General features: G+C 35.4%; 13 protein-coding genes. 7 read left to right on the plus strand and 6 right to left on the minus strand.

The window, feature by feature from the left end; genetic code table 11:
- The first annotated feature begins 146 nt into the window (after positions 1-146).
- Positions 147-929, plus strand: a complete 783-nt coding sequence (locus ACRDEC_RS11975; protein ID WP_431498586.1) for an RMD1 family protein — start codon at positions 147-149, stop codon at positions 927-929.
- 72 nt (positions 930-1,001) lie between these two features.
- Here the strand turns inward: ACRDEC_RS11975 and ACRDEC_RS11980 are convergent, their stop codons facing one another.
- Positions 1,002-1,691, minus strand: a complete 690-nt coding sequence (locus tag ACRDEC_RS11980) for a Bax inhibitor-1/YccA family protein (protein ID WP_431498587.1) — start codon at positions 1,689-1,691, stop codon at positions 1,002-1,004.
- 244 nt (positions 1,692-1,935) lie between these two features.
- Here ACRDEC_RS11980 and ACRDEC_RS11985 point away from each other — a divergent pair, with 244 nt between their 5' ends.
- Positions 1,936-4,269, plus strand: coding sequence for a GAF domain-containing protein (locus ACRDEC_RS11985; RefSeq protein ID WP_431498588.1), 2,334 nt, complete (start codon positions 1,936-1,938; stop codon positions 4,267-4,269).
- On the opposite strand, the gene ACRDEC_RS11990 is transcribed toward ACRDEC_RS11985, so the two are convergent.
- Positions 4,266-5,453 carry a Pycsar system effector family protein gene (locus tag ACRDEC_RS11990; RefSeq protein WP_431498589.1) on the minus strand — a complete coding sequence of 396 codons (1,188 nt, stop codon included), beginning with the start codon at positions 5,451-5,453 and terminating at the stop codon, positions 4,266-4,268. The genes ACRDEC_RS11985 and ACRDEC_RS11990 overlap by 4 nt on opposite strands.
- 26 nt (positions 5,454-5,479) lie before the next feature.
- Between ACRDEC_RS11990 and ACRDEC_RS11995 the strand changes: the two genes are divergently transcribed.
- On the plus strand, positions 5,480-9,214 hold the full coding sequence (locus tag ACRDEC_RS11995; protein ID WP_431498590.1) for a metallophosphoesterase: 3,735 nt from the start codon (positions 5,480-5,482) through the stop codon (positions 9,212-9,214).
- Positions 9,215-9,235: 21 nt separating this feature from the next.
- Positions 9,236-9,652: an OsmC family protein gene (locus ACRDEC_RS12000; RefSeq protein WP_431498591.1), complete on the plus strand. Its 417-nt coding sequence runs from the start codon at positions 9,236-9,238 to the stop codon at positions 9,650-9,652.
- Between the two features lie 178 nt (positions 9,653-9,830).
- On the opposite strand, the gene ACRDEC_RS12005 is transcribed toward ACRDEC_RS12000, so the two are convergent.
- Positions 9,831-10,019, minus strand: a complete 189-nt coding sequence (locus ACRDEC_RS12005; protein ID WP_431498592.1) for a hypothetical protein — start codon at positions 10,017-10,019, stop codon at positions 9,831-9,833.
- Between the two features lie 310 nt (positions 10,020-10,329).
- On the opposite strand from ACRDEC_RS12005, the gene ACRDEC_RS12010 reads away from it, so the two are divergent.
- Complete coding sequence (locus ACRDEC_RS12010; protein ID WP_431498593.1) at positions 10,330-10,476, plus strand: hypothetical protein; 147 nt, start codon at positions 10,330-10,332, stop codon at positions 10,474-10,476.
- 565 nt (positions 10,477-11,041) lie between these two features.
- Here ACRDEC_RS12010 and ACRDEC_RS12015 read toward each other — a convergent pair.
- The 3 genes from ACRDEC_RS12015 to ACRDEC_RS12025 all read right to left on the minus strand — a co-directional run bounded on the left by ACRDEC_RS12015 (position 11,042) and on the right by ACRDEC_RS12025 (position 13,236).
- Positions 11,042-11,407 carry a DUF5004 domain-containing protein gene (locus tag ACRDEC_RS12015; RefSeq protein WP_431498594.1) on the minus strand — a complete coding sequence of 122 codons (366 nt, stop codon included), beginning with the start codon at positions 11,405-11,407 and terminating at the stop codon, positions 11,042-11,044.
- 99 nt (positions 11,408-11,506) lie between these two features.
- Positions 11,507-12,202, minus strand: coding sequence for an alpha/beta hydrolase (locus tag ACRDEC_RS12020; protein ID WP_431498595.1), 696 nt, complete (start codon positions 12,200-12,202; stop codon positions 11,507-11,509).
- Between the two features lie 416 nt (positions 12,203-12,618).
- Positions 12,619-13,236 carry a hypothetical protein gene (locus ACRDEC_RS12025; protein ID WP_431498596.1) on the minus strand — a complete coding sequence of 206 codons (618 nt, stop codon included), beginning with the start codon at positions 13,234-13,236 and terminating at the stop codon, positions 12,619-12,621.
- 960 nt (positions 13,237-14,196) lie between these two features.
- Here ACRDEC_RS12025 and ACRDEC_RS12030 point away from each other — a divergent pair.
- Together ACRDEC_RS12030 and ACRDEC_RS12035 are read left to right on the plus strand one after the other, a co-directional pair.
- Positions 14,197-20,292: a hypothetical protein gene (locus ACRDEC_RS12030; RefSeq protein WP_431498597.1), complete on the plus strand. Its 6,096-nt coding sequence runs from the start codon at positions 14,197-14,199 to the stop codon at positions 20,290-20,292.
- Positions 20,293-20,303: 11 nt separating this feature from the next.
- Positions 20,304-20,858, plus strand: coding sequence for a hypothetical protein (locus tag ACRDEC_RS12035; RefSeq protein WP_431498598.1), 555 nt, complete (start codon positions 20,304-20,306; stop codon positions 20,856-20,858).
- The last annotated feature ends 41 nt before the right edge of the window (positions 20,859-20,899 follow it).

A 20,899-nucleotide genomic window follows, 5' to 3' on the forward strand; every position in this document is an offset into this window, starting at 1 on the left:
AATACCTGTTTTTTTTATTGCTCTAAACTAAAATGATGAGGTATGAAATTTTTTTTAATAAACAGAAACAGTACATGTTAAAGAAGCTATTAACAAACAGAACAATTAACGAGATTATTCCTTAAATTTGTGTAAACCTCATTATTATGGAAATCAGAATAGAGGCAGTACAGATAGCCGAGTCTTTTAACATTAGAAAATTCCGGGCAGAATTTGGAACCGAACCCTTTTCAGGAACTACCTCTGAAGTGTTTTATACGCTGACAGATACCAATCGCTTTTTATATGTTTTTGACTATGGAGTTGTGGTTTTTGGAAATTATGATGCAGTAGCCAAGAGCGAATTTATCAACTTTATAAAGAACTACGCGACACATCCGATAGACCTGAACCTGTTTGAAGAATACAAAATCCTAACCGATGCGGAAGTACAAAAAGCAATTGTTAAGGATGATTATGTCACGGTTGCTCAAATAGACGCTCAGATAGTGCATATTGTAATGCTTAATACCGGACAGTCAGTTGCTTTGGAATATTATGAGATTTTAACCGATGAACTGATAACATCATCTAAGCATTATATTTTAGAATTGGAGCAACATGGAAGGCTGAGTATTTCTAAAACCAATCTCCTCAAATACATTGGTAAGGTATTGAATGTCAAGAACAGTATTGTTGATAATCTGTATATTCTTGATGATCCGAATCTGGTTTGGGATAATGAAGAACTTAATATGCTGAACCGGCGTTTAAAAATGAATTTCGATATCAATCCCCGCTTTAAGGATATCGATTATCGCCTCCAGATTGTAGAAGACAACCTGACTCTTTTTACAGACGTGCTTAACGTCAGGGAAAGCGCCAGACTGGAATGGATCATCATCATATTGATTGTCATGGAAATAGTCATAGCGTTGTTTTTTCATTAAATAAATGACGCACTAATTCATAAAAAAAGCCCCGATTTTGTCAGGGCTTTTGATATAAAAAAGTGTATACTACTAGTTTTTTCTGCTCATTAAAATTCTCAATATGTACCAGAATAAAAGCATAACAGAAGAAAACAACTGTAAAGCAGCTCCCACATATTGTTCAGTTCCGTAGTTGTTTTTGATTTGATGTGTTTGGTATAAAATACTTCCTGAGGCTAAAACAACCATTCCTACTGAAAACCATAGGCCCAAATTAAATCCGAAAAGAGCGCCGGCCACAATAAGACCTAAAGAGATAAAACCTCCAATAACAAGAGCTGTTCTTAGGAAAGAGAAGTCAGTTTTGGTAAAAAACACTACAGCTGTCAATCCGCTAAACATAAATAAAGTGATGGTGGCTGCCTGCATGATTACGTCTCCGCCCGTATACAATACCGCAATAGCAATCATCGGAAGGAAAATAATAGCTTCCAGGATAACATATAAACCAAGTCCTAAATATTGTTTTTCACGGGAAGGATGGAAGGTCAGTTTTTCAGACATGGTTGTTCCCAGCCAGAAAAGGCCAATGATAAAAAGCCACATAAATTTTCCACTTATCATAGATAAAATTATTTCAGCCGGTACTACTTTAAGCAGGATGCTTTCCACAAGTATAAAGGCAAGGATGGCCAATGCTACATGTAAGTAAGTTTTTCTGTAAAAGGTTGCTTTTTCAAATTCGGTAGCGCTTGATACCAGTACGTTTTGTGTTTCCATTATAATCCTGATTTTTATTTTTACGAAAATATAGAATTTATTTTATATGTAGCATATTTAATTGAATTTTGGATGTCAAATCTTTGGTAACAGACGGTTTTTTTATTGCTTTTTTTCTAAAAAAAAACATGTACAATATATTGGCTTATTTAGTACCTTTAGTACCGCGTAAAATCTTTGGTTTTAGTTTTATGCAAAGCAATGAATAAAATCGTATTTATACAACGCATGCCGTAGTTTTACTATGAATTTCAATCAGTTTCAGGACAATCCTTTTGTTATCAAAGTCTCATTCCACAAAGTATTAGAAGCTTTGGAGGAAATAGCCGCATCCGATGTGGATTACAGGTCTAATTATGCCAAAGCGCTAATTGAAAAGACAGCTCCTTTTCCGGAATTTAGAGAAGGAATGACGACCATGAAGCAAATTGAAGACAATGAAGTGCTCATAAACCACTTGATGGCTGATTTGTTTCCGACAGCATTAACCCATAATGAAATTAAAGCGGTAACTATTCCGTTTCTGAATATCACTTTCAATTATACCGAACGTTTTAAAAAGATAATAAACGAAGCGGGTAGTGCTTTCGATATCAATATTCGTGATTTCGACGAGCATCAATTCTATATCATGAGCTGTTCTTTGATTCTGAATGCTTTTTACAATCAGCATTTCGATTTCAGCAAGCCTTTGTTTTACGATATTCCTAACGCTGAAGGCATCATGAAACATTACAGGATATTGTATAATGCTGATTTTCTGGAAATCATTCCTACGGAAAAAGCAGTAAAACTGACACAGGAAGATATTGATCAGCTGATTGATAATTTTGACGATATTGAATTGTGGAAAGAAAAATTTCCTAAAGAGAGCTGGATTCTGAAAGGTTTCGGGATTGTACTTCTTTTTGATGCCACTACTGAAAATGCAGTGTCTAATCTTAAAAGCGACCTTTTAAAAGTCACTGGAGATGAAAACGATTTCAGCGAATCTTTCCAAAGGATCTTCCGGTCTATTTTTAAAATCCCGGATTTGAGGATTGGTTTTACTTCTTTTATTCAGGAAGAGATAAAATTCAATACGATGCCTAATAAAAAACAAGTCAGCAGTTTTATCCTTTCGGAGAATTCGGAGATGAAATGCCAGAATGCGTTAAACAGCAGTGTTTTTAAAACCTTAATTGAAGATAAAAAACGCATTGCGATTTCGAATGTCCGGAAATTTGCAGAAGCTCCCGAAAATGAAAAGTTCGGATGTCATTTTTTATCCCAAGGTATCGAAAGCTGTATTTTGGCTCCGGTAGTCAAAGACGATAAGATTTTGGGGATTATTGAACTTGTTTCTTCTATGCCAAGAGAATTAAATAGTTTGAATGCCAATAAATTGGATACTGTCATGCCGTTTATTATGGATACGATTGAACGGTATTACTCTGACATCCAGAATAAGATAGAAGTAATCATCCAACACGAGTATACGACGATACACCCAAGTGTATATTGGAAGTTTCAAAAAGAAGCCAGAAAATACATATTGGAAGAAAACTTAAATCCGGATTATATTTTTAAAGAAATTGTTTTCAAAGATGTGTATCCGCTTTATGGTCAGATAGATATTAAAGAATCATCAGATACAAGAAACAGAGCCGCTCAAACCGATATTAAAAACCAGTTGAGTTCACTCATTAAGATTGTCGAGGCGTTGCATTTTCAATTCAATCTCGATATACTGGAGCAGCGTAAATTTGAGCTGGAAGGGTTTTTTAAAGAAATGTTTTCAAGTCTGAAAGCCGATACAGAACAACAAATACAACGATATATCGAAGCTGAAATTCACCCGATACTGAACAAACATAATGCTAATGACGCTGTCCAGACACTTATTGACGATTACTTTGGCGAAATAGATGAGATTACCGGAGCTTTTTATCAGGAAAGAAAGAAATTCGATAAAACGCTAACCAGTATCAACAAAAAAATGAGTCAGTTACTGGATAGCAAACAAAAAGAAGCACAGGCTATTTTTCCGCATTATTTTGAGCGATTTAATACTGATGGGGTCGAACACAATTTGTACATTGGAAATTCCATTGCGCCTCAGTCTAATTTCGATTTGAATTACTTATACAATATGAGGTTGTGGCAGCTTCAGATTTTGGCCGAAATGGAAAGAGAACACTATGCGCTTAAAGCCTCATTACCTTATCAGCTGGAAGTAACATCATTAATTTTAGTATTCAGTTCCCCAATAACAATTCGTTTCAGGATGGATGAAAAACGATTTGATGTTGACGGTTCTTACAATGCACGTTATGAAGTAGTCAAAAAAAGGATTGACAAAGCACTTGAAAAAGGAACACAAAAACGAATTACCGAAAAAGGGAAAATAACGATCGTGTATTCTCATTCCCATGAAGAAAAAGAATATAAAAAATACATTGAATACCTTCAATTTCAAAAAGTATTGGAACCTACGGTTGAATTCTTAGATGTGGAAGATTTGCAAGGCGTTTCCGGATTAAAAGCGATTAGGGTTAAAGTGATTTTAAATGAGGAAAAAAAAGCGATTGCAAATTAAATTCCTGAATTCTTAAAAGCCCATACAAAAGCAAAGACGGAACAGATTATCCCAATCATAAAAATCATATAGGTAATTCGCAACAGCTTGTATTTGCGGTCGAGCACCAATCCTAAATAGTACAAATCCCGAATCATCGAATTGTACAGGTAATCTCTGTCTTTCATTAGTTCATTCACTGCCCAAAGATATTCATCAATTGGCATTTTATGGAAGTTTCCAAAAAAGAGTAAATTCACTTTTTTATCTTCGATATCCTTACGGGTAAAGGTTCCGCTGGTTACTTTTGGACGCGTAGACATGATGGCAAAAATGATAGAAACCACACTGAACATTAGTAATACAAACGTCGGAATGATTAAATGGGCATTTCCCGGACTGTCCAGCTTTGGTATTAAGGTAGATAAGGCTATCGAGATAATAATAGCATTAACAGACAATAAAATATTAGCTTTACTGTCAGCAATATCGCTTAATCTCGTATGATTGCTCAAAGTTACTCTAAACATCGTATCAACTCCTCTTTCCGGTCTTTCCAGTTTTTCCAGTTTTTTCTTCTTGATGTCGGATTTAGTAGAAGGTTTGTCTTTCGTCAGTTTCTGAATTTCTTTTTGAAGCAGGAAAATATTTTTGTCTTTTGCAGCCTGCCAGTTTTCCTTGGCAAAATCTGTAAAATAATGATGGCATTGCACCAGTATTCTTCGGTTTTCCGAAGCCCATTCTAAATCGGTAAACGTCTTATCCTGCGTTATTCGCCATTCTTCTCTCAGTAATTCGCCAATTGCAATATAATCGGTACTGGCAAAATGGGAATAATCGGCGTCTTTTATAATTTTTTCCGAAATCGTCTTAGGTGTCTCATTAACTTCAGTTGCCTTAATTAACACCGAAACACTTTCGATATAATCATCACTTTTATTGTTCTTTTTAAGGAAATCACCTGCAATTATACTACTTTGTTCCTCATGATTGACAAAGCCTTTGGTATAACCTGTGTCATGAAACCAAGCGGCAACAAGAATAATTTCAGCCTCTTCCTCTTTTATTTTCTCATTTAGGATGAGGTTTTTTGCAGCTGTGACAACTTTCTGGGTATGGTTGAAATTATGATAAGTATATGAAATAGAAAGATTATCTTTGAGTAGATTAAAAACAAAATCTTCTGCTTTTTGTAAAATATCCATATGTGTTTTTTTAACTCCACTAATTTATGAAATTGTTTTGGGTAAATGAATTAATAAAACGAAATAGTACCGTACTAAATTGTATTCTGCTGGCTTTGATTGCACAATCATGCGCAACACATATGGCACAGTTCGGAAAGAAGACCAATAAAGAGGCAGTAATTGTAGAAAAGGACTCTGTAAAAAGCGAGCATACCTTCTATTTGATCGGAGATGCCGGTAATGCTGATGAAATTCAAACGCAAAACACCCTTAGCCTTTTAGAAAAAAGACTCGAAAAGGAAGGTAAGAACTCGACTTTACTTTTCTTAGGCGATAATATCTATCCTCTTGGTATGCCCACAGATAAAAACAGTCCTGAAAGGAGTATTGCGGAAACTAAACTGAAAAACCAATTAAAGGTAGCAGAACACTTTAAAGGAAAAACTATTTTTATCCCTGGAAATCATGATTGGTACCACGGAATTAAAGGGCTTCAGGAACAGGAAAATTTTGTAAATGAATACTTGAAAGAGAAGAAGGCATTTCTGCCGAGAAAAAGCTGTGCGATTGAAAATGTGAATATAAATGACCAGCTTAGCCTGATTATTATAGACAGTCAGTGGTTTTTGGAAGATTGGGATAAGCAACCTGGAATAAATGATGACTGTGACATTAAAACACGGGAGGATTTCTTTGCAGAATTTGAATCACTCATCAATAAGAACCAAAACAAGACAACCATCATTGCCCTTCATCATCCTTTACTGAGCAATGGACCGCATGGAGGCCAGTTTTCATTGCAAAAGCATCTCTATCCGTTGGAATCTAAAATTCCATTACCGGTTTTAGGTTCACTTATTAATTTAATACGAAAAACATCGGGAGTCAGTCCGGCTGATATTCAAAACAAAGAGTATACGGCCTTTGCCAATCGGATTAAACCTATTATTCAAAATAGAAAAAATATCATTGTTGTATCGGGGCATGAGCACAATCTTCAATATATCGAACACGAGGGAATCAGGCAGATTGTGAGCGGATCGGCTTCTAAAAGCGAAGCTGTCAGAGCCATATATCCTATTAACTTTTCCTATGGTGGCCATGGTTATGCGGTGCTTAAGGTAAAAGAAAACGGAAGTGCCAATGTCCGTTTTATCAATTCGGAAGACAGTAGTGAAAAAGAAGTATTCAGGCAAAATGTGATTACTTCAAATGAAAGTATAAAAGACACACTCTTTTCTGAAAATAAAAGTAAATGGGTAAAATCATCTATTTATGATGAAAAAATGACCTCTAAAAATGCATTTTATAAATTCTTATGGGGACAGCATTACAGAAAATATTACAGCACACTTGTTGAAGCGCCAAATGTTTCACTAGACACTTTATATGGAGGTTTGAAACCTACAATTGCGGGAGGCGGACATCAATCTTTGTCTTTAAGGTTAGTTGACGGAGCAGGTAAAGAATATGTAATGAGAGCGTTGAAAAAAAGCCCTTCCCGTTTCTTGCAGGCCGTTGCTTTTAAAGACCAGAATGTTGAAAAAGAATTTAAAAATACCGTAGCAGAGCAATTTGTTTATGATTTTTATACAACAGCACATCCTTATACTCCTTTTGTCGTTGGAGATTTGGCTGAAAAAGCGGGCATTTATCATTCCAATCCAAAGCTGTTTTATATACCGAAACAAAACAGATTGGGGAAATTTAATGACGTTTTTGGGGATGGGTTGTATATGATTGAAGAACGTCCTGTAGACAGTCAGAAAGAGGTGACCAGTTTTGGAAATTCCAATGGGATAGTTGGAACGGATGATGTACTGGCGAATATCAGGAAAGATGAAAAGTGCCAAATAGATGAAGAAGCGTATATAAAAGCAAGGATTTTTGATATGCTGATTGGTGACTGGGACAGGCATTTCGACCAATGGCGCTGGGCCGAGTTTAAGAAAAAAGACAAAGTAATCTACCGGCCTATTCCAAGAGACCGAGATCAGGCATTCACGAAAACAGATGGCAATTTACTGCGGCTTTTAATGAATATTCCGGCGCTGCGCCACATGAAATCGTTTAAAAAAGATTTTCCAAACGCTAAATGGTTCAATGCGGAACCCAATCCGTTAGACTTGGCCTTTATCAAAAAAGCAGATAAAAATGTCTGGATAAAAATGTCTCAAGAGATTACTGCCGCTTTATCCGATGAAGATATTGACACTGCATTTTCAGCCCTTCCAAAAGAAATCAGAGATGATGCTACTACTGAGACATTAAGAACTAACCTGAAAATCCGTAAAAAAGGACTGGAAAAATTTGTCTTGGAATATTACCATTTTCTTCAAAAAAGGATACTGGTTGTCGGTACCGATAAAAAAGACAAATTCAGTATTACCAGAATGCCGGAAGGAAAAACTAAAATTGATTTTATCCGGCTTAAAAAAGAAGGAGAGGAGCTCCAGTCTTCCATTATTTATGACAAGCAAACAACAAATGAAATATGGGTTTACGGGCTTGATGATGATGATGTCTTTGAAGTCAGGGGAGAGGCATCCAATGGCATGTTAATCCGTCTGATTGGAGGTCAGAACCATGATGTGTACACTATAGAGAACAAAAAAAGAATTAAGATATACGATTATAAATCGAAAGAAAACACATTTAATACGCCTAACAAAGCTGTTGTATTTCTTTCCGATGATTACGAAACCAATGAATACAATTATAAGAAGCCTAAATACAATGTGATTTTCGGATTGCCGCTGATAGGTTCCAACCCGGATGACGGACTAAAATTAGGAGTCTCATTAAGTTACTTAAAATACGGCTTTATCAATCATCTGTATTCGCAAAGACATAACTTTAAAGGGAACTATTATTTTGCAACAGATGGTTTCGAATTATTCTATAACGCTGTTTTCCATAAAGCTGTCGGGGAATGGAATTTTGAAATTGATGCCAAATATACCACTCCGAATTTCAGTATCAATTATTTCGGTTATGGTAATGAAACCAAAAACAATGACGATGCTTTTGGAATGGATTACAACAGGGTAAGAATCCAGCAGTTCAAATTTGCTCCTTCTTTACGAAAAATAGGAAAGTATGGAAGTGATCTTCAAATCCAGCCTGTTTTTGAAAATATAGAGGTAGAAGAAACCATTAATCGTTTTGTCAATGAACCCAATATTGTAAATAAAGAAGTTTTTGAATCCCAGCAGTTTGCAGGTGCTACTGTAAAATACGGGTTTGAAAATTATGATAATGCTTCGAACCCGACAATGGGGATGACATTTTCAATCTTAGCCAGCTGGAAAGCCAACCTTTCCCAAACAAATAGAAATTTCTCTTACCTGGAAGGAACATATGGCATCAGTCATAAAATATCGTCTGATGGGAAGCTGGTTTTTGGCACACTTTTAAAAGGGAAAATACTTTTAAATACTAATTATGAGTTCTATCAGGGCGCAACATTGGGTGGAGATTATGACTTGAGAGGTTTTAGAAAAGAGCGCTTTTTAGGGAAAGAATCTTTCTTTCAGAGTTCTGATTTAAGATGGAATATCGGTAAAATCAGGCAAAGTATTGTCCCGATGAGTTACGGTATTTTGGGAGGATATGATTATGGACGTGTTTGGGTTGACGGACAAAAATCAGACAAATGGCATCAGTCATTCGGAGGGGGAATTTGGCTGAATGGCTTAAATCAGGTTACGGCCAGATTAACCTATTTTAATAGCTCCGATGGCAACAGGATTGCCTTTGGATTAGGCTTCGGATTTTAATAATTTAAATTATATAGTATCATGAAATTTATCAGAAAAGCGAATGCAAACTGGAAAGGTACCGGAATGGAAGGTAAAGGAACCATTACCACTCAGAGTACTACGTTAAATAACGCACAATTATCTTTTAAAACAAGGTTTGAAGATGGAGTAGGTACCAACCCCGAAGAATTGGTTGCAGCAGCACATTCAGGCTGTTTTACGATGCAGCTTAGTTTTCTGCTGAGCGAGTTGGGTTATGTTCCTGAAGATTTGAATACGGAAGCGAAAATAACTTTTGAAGACGGAACTATCACACAAAGTCACTTGGTTCTTACGGCTAAAGTACCTGGGATTTCCAATGAAGAATTTACGGTAACTGCCCAAAAAGCAAAAGAAATTTGTCCTATATCTAAACTGCTCAAAGCAGAAATTTCATTGACAGCTACGTTATTGTAGTTTCCATTACGGCATTTAATTGTAAAGAAGGCACTATATGATAGTGTCTTTTTTTAGTTAAAATCACTTGTTCTGATTGATTATCAAATAACTGAGTGTTTTTAAATAGTTTGCCATTAACTCTGAAACAGTATCCCTGGCTGTTTTAAAAGCTATCTTTTTTTGACCGATAGTCTTTTTATTTCAAAAAGGATTGCAGGCCGTTTTGCGGTATGCCCAAATAGTCACAAAGCTCTTCGAGGGTAACGGCCTGGTGCTTTTGCTTGTTGCTCTCTTCCTTGATTTTAGCGATGATGTTACGGCATTGCCTCTCGCTTTTGCCGGTAATACGCTGGATGTCTTTCGGATAAATACAGATGCGGTTCATGTTGCTTTTTTAATGGTGGTTGGTACTTTTTCAATTGGTTTTTGTATTACATGGGCAGGTTGTTGTATTTGGGTGGCACCCTTGCGGCACTTTGATGGCGCTTTAACGGCGCTTTAACGGCGCTCTAGGATTTTTTTATTTTACCCAAAACTCGTTCAAAAAAAAGGGTTTTACAAGAGCTTTTATAAAAAACGGGTAAAAAACCTTACAATATCACCAAATGTAATGAGGTGAAAAATCATTAAAATTGAGGATTGTGGAGCTCCGCATTTTGCCATAGGTTTGTATGTGATAAAAACGGAAATGGGCTATGGCAGAAGAGATACACAATAAACTGAAATGGTATGAATTCCCGATGGCGGTGCTGGTCATCATTGTGAGTGCGCATATTATTGGAAAAACGTATAAGGATGAAAAATTGCTGCCTAAAAATGGACGTTGGAGGATTGGGAAATGAGGGATTTTTTATGTGTTGTCAATTAGCCTTATAGGCCAACCATAAAATTTTCTTTTTCTGAAATGCAATCTTCTGGTATCCCGCTAAGGCAAAGTTTCCCGACTTCGAGTAAATAAAAGAATTATTGCTCAGTAAACTTTAGAAATGAAAAGGATTTTAAAACATCAATCTAATTTACCACTGTGGCTGTAATAAAGTATATTTTGTCTTGTCCTCCTATGATGTATCCTTTTTTCACGGCGTATAAATAGCTTTATCAAATATAATAAATCACTATGCTTTTGTTTAAGCATTGCACAAAGTCGGGAGACTTTGCCAGCGAAGTAAATTTGTTTCTTTTGGCTATTTCTTTTTATCAGGAGATCAACGGTATGCAGTATTCTTTAAAAAAGGAGGAGTATAATGTGTTGAATATTGTGGAGGTCGTTTAAGGCGGTAACTCATTGTTTAGTAAAACCTTGTATCGTTTGGTATGGGGTTTTATTTTTTCTGAAAAGGGAGTTTATTTTAGCAAAAATACTATCGATAGTTTTAAACTGCCGATAGTATTTTTTTATTTTGAATACTATTCGACAACTCTTTTGTATTCAAATGTGCCTAACTCCGGATTGGATATTACACGTCTTTGCATATCAAAATATTCAATCTTAAATTTTGCTTCTACTATTTTGGAGTCAATAGTAAGTTCAGTGTTGTCATCTGATAATTTCCATTTGCCTTTATGAACCGCATCACCAATAACGCTATTGAACTTGTGATCTTCCTGAAAAAATTGGAAAACCTGATCTGTTTTGTAATAGGAAACAATATCTTTCTCGGCACCATTCTTTACCCATTTAACCAGTTGCCAATTTCCGATAAGTTCTTTCGATGTTTGAGCATTTGCAAAAGAACCGATTAAGCAGATAAATACTAAAATTATTTTTTTCATAATACTTAAGTTTAAAAGTTGGCTAAAAGTAAGTATTTTATTCCAAGTTTAATCAGCTCATGAATGAAGTAAAAGAAAACTTTTGTTCTGGGATATTATTTATCCAAATGTTTTTGCTGCTTCAATAATTAATCGAAGTACTTCCTGAGGTCTAGAAGCTAAAGAGGCATGACCTGATTCTAAATGAATTATTTTCTTAGCGTTCATCCTTTCAGCCATTTCTTGCTGAGTTGCGGGTGGAATCATATTGTCATGATTGGAAATTTGGTACCAAGTTGGTTTGTTTTTCCAGGCAGGCTCTCCGGCTTCATCTCCAAAGCATTTACCATGAATGGGTTTTTGTGCCAAAGACATTACTAAAGAATCTTCTTCATTTAAATCCTGACAGAAACTTTTATGGTATTCATCATATTTAATCCATAAAAAACCTTTGCTGTCAGGGTATATGCTTGCTCCACCCGAAGGTTGTTCCCGTCTTGCAAATATACTTCCTAAGCTTTCTCCTTTATCCGGTGCAAAGGCAGCGATGTATACCAATCCGACAACTTTGTCATGATTTCCTGCGCCGGAAATTACAGAACCTCCATAAGAATGGCCAACCAAGAGGACTTTACCTTCCTGGGCATCAATTAAATCTTTCGTTTTCTGAATGTCGTCCTCTAAAGATGTTAATGGATTTTGAACACTTCTAACTTTATACCCCTCTTTGTGTAAAGCAGGAATAATGTGTTGCCAATGCGAACCGTCTCCCCAGGCTCCATGCACTAATACGATGTTTACGTCTTTCACTGCCATTTTTATGTTGTTTAAAAAATTGATAAAGTAAAGTTAGTTATTTAATAGTCAATAAGATACGTGGTTTTTACGAATTATTATGCATTCGACACTTAAACCGATAAAAAAATTGTAGTTCCGTTTATTGCTCCATTTTGTGTCACCTTTACGATTGAATCACCTAATGACATGGACATTCTGACAAAAAGAATTAAATAAGATTCCAAGGCTCTTGAAGCGGTAATATCACCTACATTGACGATGTTTTGAATGTCCCGATAGCGCGGAAATGTTTTCCGTGCCCCGCAATCTACATCAAAACAAATCTAACGTTTTTGAAGCAAACAAAAAGGACGAGCTTTTTACGGCTCATCCTTGGATATTATGGGTGGGTGGTGTACCTCACGAAGCAGAATCGAATCTGGAATCTGAATTACCTATAAATCTTTATAACTCATGTTTTTTTCATTTAAAATTATGATTTTGCTTCCATCAAAAACATTATCGTATTTTATTTCAAAACTAAATAACACGCTATAAAATGTTTGATAATTTTTATCATTCATTTTTTTATGATCAATTGTCTTATACGTAAAATCATATATTCTACTTCCATTGTCATATATTAAACTATATAATTTATTATGTATATTGTTTTCACTTGAATAGAGTTCCAATATATAACAATCTCGTGTGCTTTTTAAATTAAGCTTTTTTAAAACATATTTACTGTTTTTATTTTTTTTAGAAAATTCTTTAAGTCCTTCTTTTATATATTTTTTACAACTAATTTTAGATGCATCATAGCTTAAAATAGCATAAAACAAGTTCAATTTATAGTCAATAGGTACAAATAAAGGAGCGTTTTTCATGTGTTGCGGTTTCCAATCAGATGGGAGATTAACAGCGATACTATCATTTGAATAAGTTCTCCACCCTTTTAGTAATTCATTCTTACCAACAACTCTATTTTTATTATTTAAACTAGGCTTCGTGTTATCATTTTTACATCCTAGAATAGTAAAAAATACAAAATAAAATAAAAAATTTCTCATAGTCTTTATTCGATTATTATTTTTCTCTAACTGAAATATTTATAGCAGTTTTAAATTGTGTATTAACAATTTTTGGAGTTGAAACTTCAGCTTTAACTCCACCTCTGCTTTCCTTTGAATAAATTTAAAGTTTTTTATTAAATTCAAAGTAAAGGCAAAGTCTCCCGACTTTGAGCTCCCAATTTTACCAAATGTAATCAAACATAGAAACATATTAATAAAAAAAGCTACAACACAACTGCTGTAACTTTTATTTTAATTATAACTCAAAGTCGGGAGACTTTGCACAACTGGGGGAAATCTGTGGTAAAAAAATCGAACAGAAAATTTTACCACAAAATGTGTGGTAAAATTTTTGTTTTAAAAAAAATACCACAACTTCTGTGGTAAAAAAATTGTATTGAAAAAAATACCACAAACGCGAATTTTTTTTCTGACGTATAAATAGTTTATCAAATACAATAAATCACTATGCTTTTGTTTAAGCATTGCACAAAGTCGGGAGAATGCGAAGCGGAAGCACGTTGCTGTAGGTTCAATTATAGATTTAATCTTAAAGAAGATGCTATTGATAGTTTTTTAACTGTTGATGGTGTTTTTTTATGTTTTTGGGAAAAGAATTTCTAACTATTTTAGTTGTAAGGCACTTTTGAAAATTTGATATTTAAGACGTTGCAAGTTATTGATTTTCAGAAAAAACCTACAAAAAATACAGTAATTTTAGCGTTGTTTTAAACAGATATTTATCCTAGTTTTGCAAAAAATTAATAAGAGAATTATTCAAAAAAAGACAATTTTATTTTAGTGATAACAATCAATGCAAAGGAGTTTAGTTAAAATAAATGTAACTCGTTTGTTGTCATGTTATTATGATGTAAATCAGACAGTCAGAAGAATAATTTTACCTTTTCCGGATTAAACCAAACAATCAAATTCAAAGACATATACCCCAATAGCACTATGAAGCAAATTAGAGAAAGCAAGTTTTCCAAAATCTTAGCTTATTATTTAATGATTATGATGTTTTTACAGGTGACTTCGCCTGTTCAAATGTATGCACTAACCAGCGGACCTACACAGCCTGAGTTTAATTCATTTACTCCAATCGGAACTTCGGATATGGTTGATTTGGCCAGTGGAGATTTCAATTACAATATTCCAGTAATGGATGTGGGAGGTTATCCTGTAAACTTAAGTTACAATTCAGGTATTACAACTGATGAGGAGGCTTCATGGGTTGGATTGGGATGGAACCTGAATGTAGGACAAATTCAGAGACAGGTGAGAGGATTACCGGATGATTTCAATGGTGATACGATGCGCTATGAAAATGATTTAAGAAAGAATATAACAGTAGGTACAAGTTTCGCCTTAAACGGGGCCTTTTTAGGCTGGGATGGAATCAAACCAGGTGTTGGTTTAGGAGTAGAGTATAATAATTATGAAGGGATATCTTTTAAACCATCCTTTGGCGTTGCTTTCGAATTGACAAAATCGGCATCAGTTGGTTTAAATTTCTCTGGTTCTGTATCAGAAGGACCTTCAGTGAATCCATTTATAAGTCTTTCCAAAAAGATGGAGGTACATCATAAAAGTTCTTGCACGGATATTGAAGGGACAGGAACTATCGGATTGGGATTTAACAGTAGAAAGGGTGTCCAAAATCTGAATGTATCAGCCAGCATAAAAACGGATAGCTGGAAATATTCTCAAAATGACAGTGGTGAAATCAATTCAGCATATAATGGATCTCGCAATGAGGCTATTGGAGGCAGTATTTCCTTTAATAATCAAAGTTATACGCCGAGTAAAAGATTGGGATTTGAAAATTATAACTTTACTTTCAATGCTGCTTTGGGTTCAGAAATTATGGGACCCGAAATTCAGGGGCAAATGACAGGATACGGTTCTTATCAGGATATTGCAAAAGAATATAAAGACAGGACAGAAAAAGCGTATGGGTATGAAAATACGCACTATAAAGGTGAAAAATCCGGAGTTTTGGATTTTAATAGAGAAAACGAAAAAACAGTAACTAAAAATACAAATATACTGCCTGTAACAAATTATACTTATGATATTTACAATATTGAAGGACAGGGTGTATCTGGGATGTTCAGACCTTACAGATCGCAGGTAAGTTATGTTTACAATGATAGGGTTTCCGATTTTGGTATTGGAGTAAGTACTGGAGTAGAGTTTGGAGCAGCTAATCTTGTGCATATGGGTTTTGATTTTAAACTTTCTCCTACAATAAGCAATACGGGCGGATGGTTTGAAAACAACAAAGCCCTGGGTAAATTTAAAGAAAGCAATACGGACTCGAATAGTAAAACTTATGAACCCTATACTTACAAACTTGTTGGGAGTATGGTAGCGGATCCTGAGGAAAAAATTTACAGCGAACAGATTTTGGGTACTCATGCGATGCGAGTGGGTATTGGAGGAAAAAACAAAAAAAGCTGGACTGAAGCCAAATATTATTACAACGGAAACAGTGATGTTATTGATACTAAAATTAAAAGATCAAAACGATATGTAAGAAACCAGTTAGTGCAAAAGATTACCGCTAAAGAAGCTGAAGGAGATAAATTTATCGAAAAAAACACCCTAAATGCCAAGGCACATCATACTGCAGGTTATAAAGTCAGTCAAACAGACGGAAGTACTTATGTTTATGGTAATACAGCATACAATACAACAAAAGTAGAAGCTACCTTTGACGTTTCTAAAAAACCTGGGAATAATTCGACCGGATTGGTAGAATATAATGGGTCAATAAGAGGTAATAATACAGATAACAGTGATAAATTTCTGAACAGAATTACTACTCCGGCCTATGCACACAGTTATCTGCTGACTTCTGTTCTTTCCTCGGATTACGAAGATGTAGATGACAATGGACCGTCTATAAGTGATTTGGGAACGTATACCCAATTTATTTACAAAACGACAGACGAGTCTTATAAATGGAGAGTTCCTTTCGAAGAAAACAAAGCGGCTTTTAATAGCGGCCTGATTTCAAATACGGATGATGAAAAAGGAACGTACCTATATGGAGAAAAGGAACTAAAATATTTGGATAAGATTGTCACCAAAACCCATGTTGCTTTTTTTGATCTGGAAGACAGAAAAGACGCGATTGGAGTTGTTGGAGAACATGGAGGTGCTGGTTCCGGAAGAATGAAAAAAATCAAATCTATCCGATTGTATTCCAGACAGGAAGTTACTAATTCTTCAGGTGTAATTACTGATCCGGGAGTCAATAATGAGAATGTAAAACCTATTAAAACAGCTCATTTTGTTTACAGTTACAGTTTATGCAAAGGAATTCCGAACAATAGTTTGAGCCAAAGTCTTACAGAAAGTGAATTGCATAATTATGGTGGAAAACTGACGCTTAAAAAGGTCTATTTCACGTACAGAAATTCAAATATGGGTAAATACACTCCTTATCAATTTGATTACAATGAGAAGGATAATGAATACCTCATTAATAAAAACAACCCGAACTATGTTAACCCTGATTGTCCTAATTATAATGCAAAAGGCTTTGATGTATGGGGGAATTATAAAAAAAATCCGAACGACAGCGGGGATACTACAAATCCAAATTCACCTTTGTCTACAGCAGAATTTCCTTTTGTCGAACAAAATACAGATACGGCAAACGCCAATGCCAAAGTATGGAGTCTTGGAGAAATAAAACTGCCTTCAGGAGGTAAAATCACCATTGATACTGAAAGTGATGATTACCAGTATGTACAAAATAAAAAGGCCATGCAGATGTTTAAAGTTTATGGTTGTGGCGATACAGATACTCCTGTAGCTAATTATGAATTGTATGATGGAAACAACCAACATAAATACCTATATGTTAAGTTAAGCGATGAACAAACCGGCAATTACTCCGAACAGGATTTCATTACTAATTATCTGGGTGAAAATTACGATAAATACATTCAATTCAGGTTCTTGATGAATATGACCAATAAAGCGTCACAATACGAATATGTTTCCGGTTATTTTCAGATTGACAAAGGGGAAGATCCGATAACACATATCAAGCATCATATAAAAGTCACATCCGGTAGTAATGGGACAATTGCATCCATCCCCTTACAATTTTTAAAACGCGATGGTGGCACAAATGGCTCAGCTCCGGTAAATCCAATAGCAAAAACGGGCTGGGGATTTGGAAGAACTTACCTGAACCGGGTGGTATATGGATTAGGAGGAACAACAAACAATACACAATTTGTGAGTATTGTGAAAGATTTAGTAGGCAGTATAAAATCAATTTCCGAAATCTTTGCAGGGCCTAACAAAGCGCTACAGAATAAAAATTGTGCCCGTAAATTCAATGCAGATAAATCATGGGTCCGTTTAGAAAACTCCAATGGTAAAAAGTTAGGAGGAGGTCTTCGTGTAAAGTCCATTAAGTTGAGCGATCAATGGGAGAATATGCTAGACGATACTGGAGGAACAAATCATGAAAATCTGGCTTATGGGCAAAGCTATTCTTATAAAGATGAAAACGAAAAATCGAGTGGTGTTGCTACTTTTGAACCTAATTTCTGTTCTGAAAACCCTTGGGTGGAACCCTTTTTTCCCGTTGGTGGAAATTATGCGGAAAGAATAGGTGCTCCAAAAGAAAATAATTACGAGGAAAGACCATTCGGGGTAAACTTTTTTCCAGCATCCAGAGTAACTTATTCACGTGTTGAAGTAAAAAATCTTGAACGAAAAGAAGGTAATGTTGTCGTTGTCAAAAAACACGCGACCGGTAACGTAGTAACGGAACACTTTACCACCCGTGATTTCCCAACTAAAGTTGAACAGACAGATGTTAGCATTGTGAATGATTTAGTGCCTAACGATTTGATTGGTTCTTTAATAAAATTAGCGAATGTCAGTATCAGGAACCATCTAGCATTATCGCAAGGATTCTCGATTGAAACCAATGATATGAATGGAAAAATAAAATCCCAGTCAGTGTATCCTGAAAATCAAACCAAAGCTATTTCAAAGGTTGAATACAAATATTGCCTGGATGAGAATGGTAATCTGGATAATAACCTTACCACTATTAATAGTGAAGGTAAAATAGAAAAAAAATTATTGGGATTGGATTATGATGTGATTAATGATTTCAACCAGAGCTACTCAGCTACTGGTGTTATGGGGTTTGATGGGAATCTGGCTGTTGTCCTGTATGGTATTATTCCAACTTTTGTTGCTACGGTTATACCTAAAAATTCATTTACTGAAAATCAATTGAGAACCGCTGTAACGACCAAACATGTTCATAGGACAGCCATATTGAAAGAAAAAATAGTTACTGATAATAGTTCCGTCGTTTCAACAAAGAACCTTGCTTGGGATGCCAATTCCGGAGAAGTAATTCTGACGGAAACAATCAATGAGTATGGTGATAATTACTTTTCTTTTACTTATCCGGCCTATTGGATGTATGAAGGAATGGGAGCAGCGAGTTCTAACATTGGTATTGAAGGTATATTGGTCCCAAATGTACCGGCTGCGAATCCAAACTCTTCTTCTTTAGTAACGACTGATCCGTATTTTAAAGTAAGTGGCTATAATGAGAATAATGGTGACCTGACTAAGATTTTTCATCTAGGGGATGAGCTTTATAGTGAAAAAGAGATTATACAATCCTCAGATATTGTCAATGTCAATTTGCCAGCACAGCATAAACTTTGGGTTGTCGGATTCAGTTCAGATAATAAATCAGTGCTATTGATGGACAGAAATGGTCAATATACCAATAAGTGTCAAGATCTGGACAATTTTGATTTCAAGATTGTCCGATCCGGTTTCAGGAATTTACAGTCTGCAACCATGTCATCAGTAGTGTCAATGACTAATCCGATTCTTAATAATGACGGTTCTAACAGGCTTAATCTGGATGTAAATCTTTATATGTATACTGGATCGTCATTTAATCCGAAAATAGTTAACTCAAGTGCTGTAGAATACAACGACTTCTGGTTGCCTCAGGCAGAATCGGATTTACCGTATTACCCAGCTTATAACACTAGTATAGCAGATAATTTAAATTTTGTTAAAAGCAACGGGTTGCCTAAATATCCTTATGATATTAAAGTTAACCCTTACGTGTGGAATGTCAAGGGAGAATGGAGAGCACAAAAATCATATGCTTATCTAACAGGCAGATCAGCAGGGAATGGGGCAGTTAACAATCCAAGAAATCAAGGATTTTTTACCCGATTCTCCCCTTACTACCAATTAGAAAATGGGAAATGGGTTATTAAAAATACTGATGATAACTGGACTGGAGCCAGTAGTATCACCCAATTTAACCCTTTTGGTGCCGAATTGGAAAATAAGGATGCCTTGGGAAGGTATAGCTCGGCTCAATACGGGTATCAATATAAACTGCCAATGGCCGTTGCTTCCAACTCTTCATACAACCAAATGGGGTATGAAGGTTTTGAAGAAGTCAAGACTGGGTCAAGGGTCAAACATTTTGGTTTTGGATTAAGTCAGAATGCTATTTCGACAAAATACTCACACACGGGCAAAGCCAGTATAAAAGTAACTAAAGGAAACACAATTTATTTATCCAGAAAATTGACCCCTTCAGTCAAGACTATTGCATTGGCTCAATGCCCTACACCAACAAGCACTGTTGGCAATTGTGGTTTTACGTTTAATAATTCTGATTTCGTTCATAATTATTGTATTGAAAGCCAAGAATCGGACAACTACAACAGATCAATTGAAATTGTATTTACAAGCGGTGTTGCCTCAATAGGAGCACCGGTTTATAACAATCAGTTAGGAAATGTAAATCTTAGTCTTCAACCTCAGAATAATCAATACGGGGGAGCTCATAATATCTATTTCTGTGTTACAGGAGGATTTGCTAATAATGGCGATACATCAATAGGTAATTATTTCGATTTACCTGTTACCTATACTAACGGAACCAGCTGTTGCATAAGGATTGGGTGTTCTTTATTCCAAGATGGTAAGATTAAATTATCAGCAGGAGATTGTTTAATTCCATAAAAAAAGCAATTATGAAAAAGATATTTTTATACATTTTTATTTTGTCCGCAAATTTTCTGTTTGCACAAACCGAAGGTTCTTTTATGCCAGCTGCCGGAAAATACATTGTGAGCGGCTGGGTTAAAGAAGAAGTTTCAGGCCAGCCAGTATCGTATTCAAACGGTAAAATTAAAATAGCTGTTGTTGATGGAGAAAATGCTCCTGCAGTTACTTATGAATTAAAACCGTCAGGGGCAATTATTGACGGATGGCAGCGTATTGTAGATATAATTGAAATACCGGATTTATCAGGTTATTCTTTACCTCGTTTGGATATTGGTCTTTATTGTCCGGGAACACAAGATTGTTTTTTCGACGACATTCGTTTTTATCCCTATAACGGTAATCTTAAAAGTTTTGTATACGATGAAGATTCCCAGCGCCTGATGGCCGAGTTGGACGAGAATAATTATGCAACTTTTTACGAATATGATTTGGAAGGCGGACTCATAAGAGTAAAAAAAGAAACCGAAAGAGGAGTCTTTACTATCCAGGAGACCAGAAGTAATAATCCAAAGCAAGAATGATCAGAAATGTTTGAAGTTTTAAAAAGCGTATCGATTTTGGT

The organism is Flavobacterium sp. (genome assembly GCF_050696275.1).
Classification (GTDB): Bacteria; Bacteroidota; Bacteroidia; order Flavobacteriales; family Flavobacteriaceae; genus Flavobacterium.

Bases quoted from the DNA above. Each gene is read 5' to 3' on its own strand.
- ACRDEC_RS11980 (WP_431498587.1), bottom strand. From the start codon at position 1,691: ATGGAAACACAAAACGTACTGGTATCAAGCGCTACCGAATTTGAAAAA.
- ACRDEC_RS11995 (WP_431498590.1), top strand. From the start codon at position 5,480: ATGAAATTGTTTTGGGTAAATGAATTAATAAAACGAAATAGTACCGTA.
- ACRDEC_RS12020 (WP_431498595.1), bottom strand. From the start codon at position 12,202: ATGGCAGTGAAAGACGTAAACATCGTATTAGTGCATGGAGCCTGGGGA.
- ACRDEC_RS11985 (WP_431498588.1), top strand. From the start codon at position 1,936: ATGAATTTCAATCAGTTTCAGGACAATCCTTTTGTTATCAAAGTCTCA.
- ACRDEC_RS12000 (WP_431498591.1), top strand. From the start codon at position 9,236: ATGAAATTTATCAGAAAAGCGAATGCAAACTGGAAAGGTACCGGAATG.
- ACRDEC_RS12025 (WP_431498596.1), bottom strand. From the start codon at position 13,236: ATGAGAAATTTTTTATTTTATTTTGTATTTTTTACTATTCTAGGATGT.
- ACRDEC_RS11990 (WP_431498589.1), bottom strand. From the start codon at position 5,453: ATGGATATTTTACAAAAAGCAGAAGATTTTGTTTTTAATCTACTCAAA.
- ACRDEC_RS12030 (WP_431498597.1), top strand. From the start codon at position 14,197: ATGAAGCAAATTAGAGAAAGCAAGTTTTCCAAAATCTTAGCTTATTAT.
- ACRDEC_RS12035 (WP_431498598.1), top strand. From the start codon at position 20,304: ATGAAAAAGATATTTTTATACATTTTTATTTTGTCCGCAAATTTTCTG.
- ACRDEC_RS11975 (WP_431498586.1), top strand. From the start codon at position 147: ATGGAAATCAGAATAGAGGCAGTACAGATAGCCGAGTCTTTTAACATT.
- ACRDEC_RS12010 (WP_431498593.1), top strand. From the start codon at position 10,330: ATGGCAGAAGAGATACACAATAAACTGAAATGGTATGAATTCCCGATG.
- ACRDEC_RS12005 (WP_431498592.1), bottom strand. From the start codon at position 10,019: ATGAACCGCATCTGTATTTATCCGAAAGACATCCAGCGTATTACCGGC.
- ACRDEC_RS12015 (WP_431498594.1), bottom strand. From the start codon at position 11,407: ATGAAAAAAATAATTTTAGTATTTATCTGCTTAATCGGTTCTTTTGCA.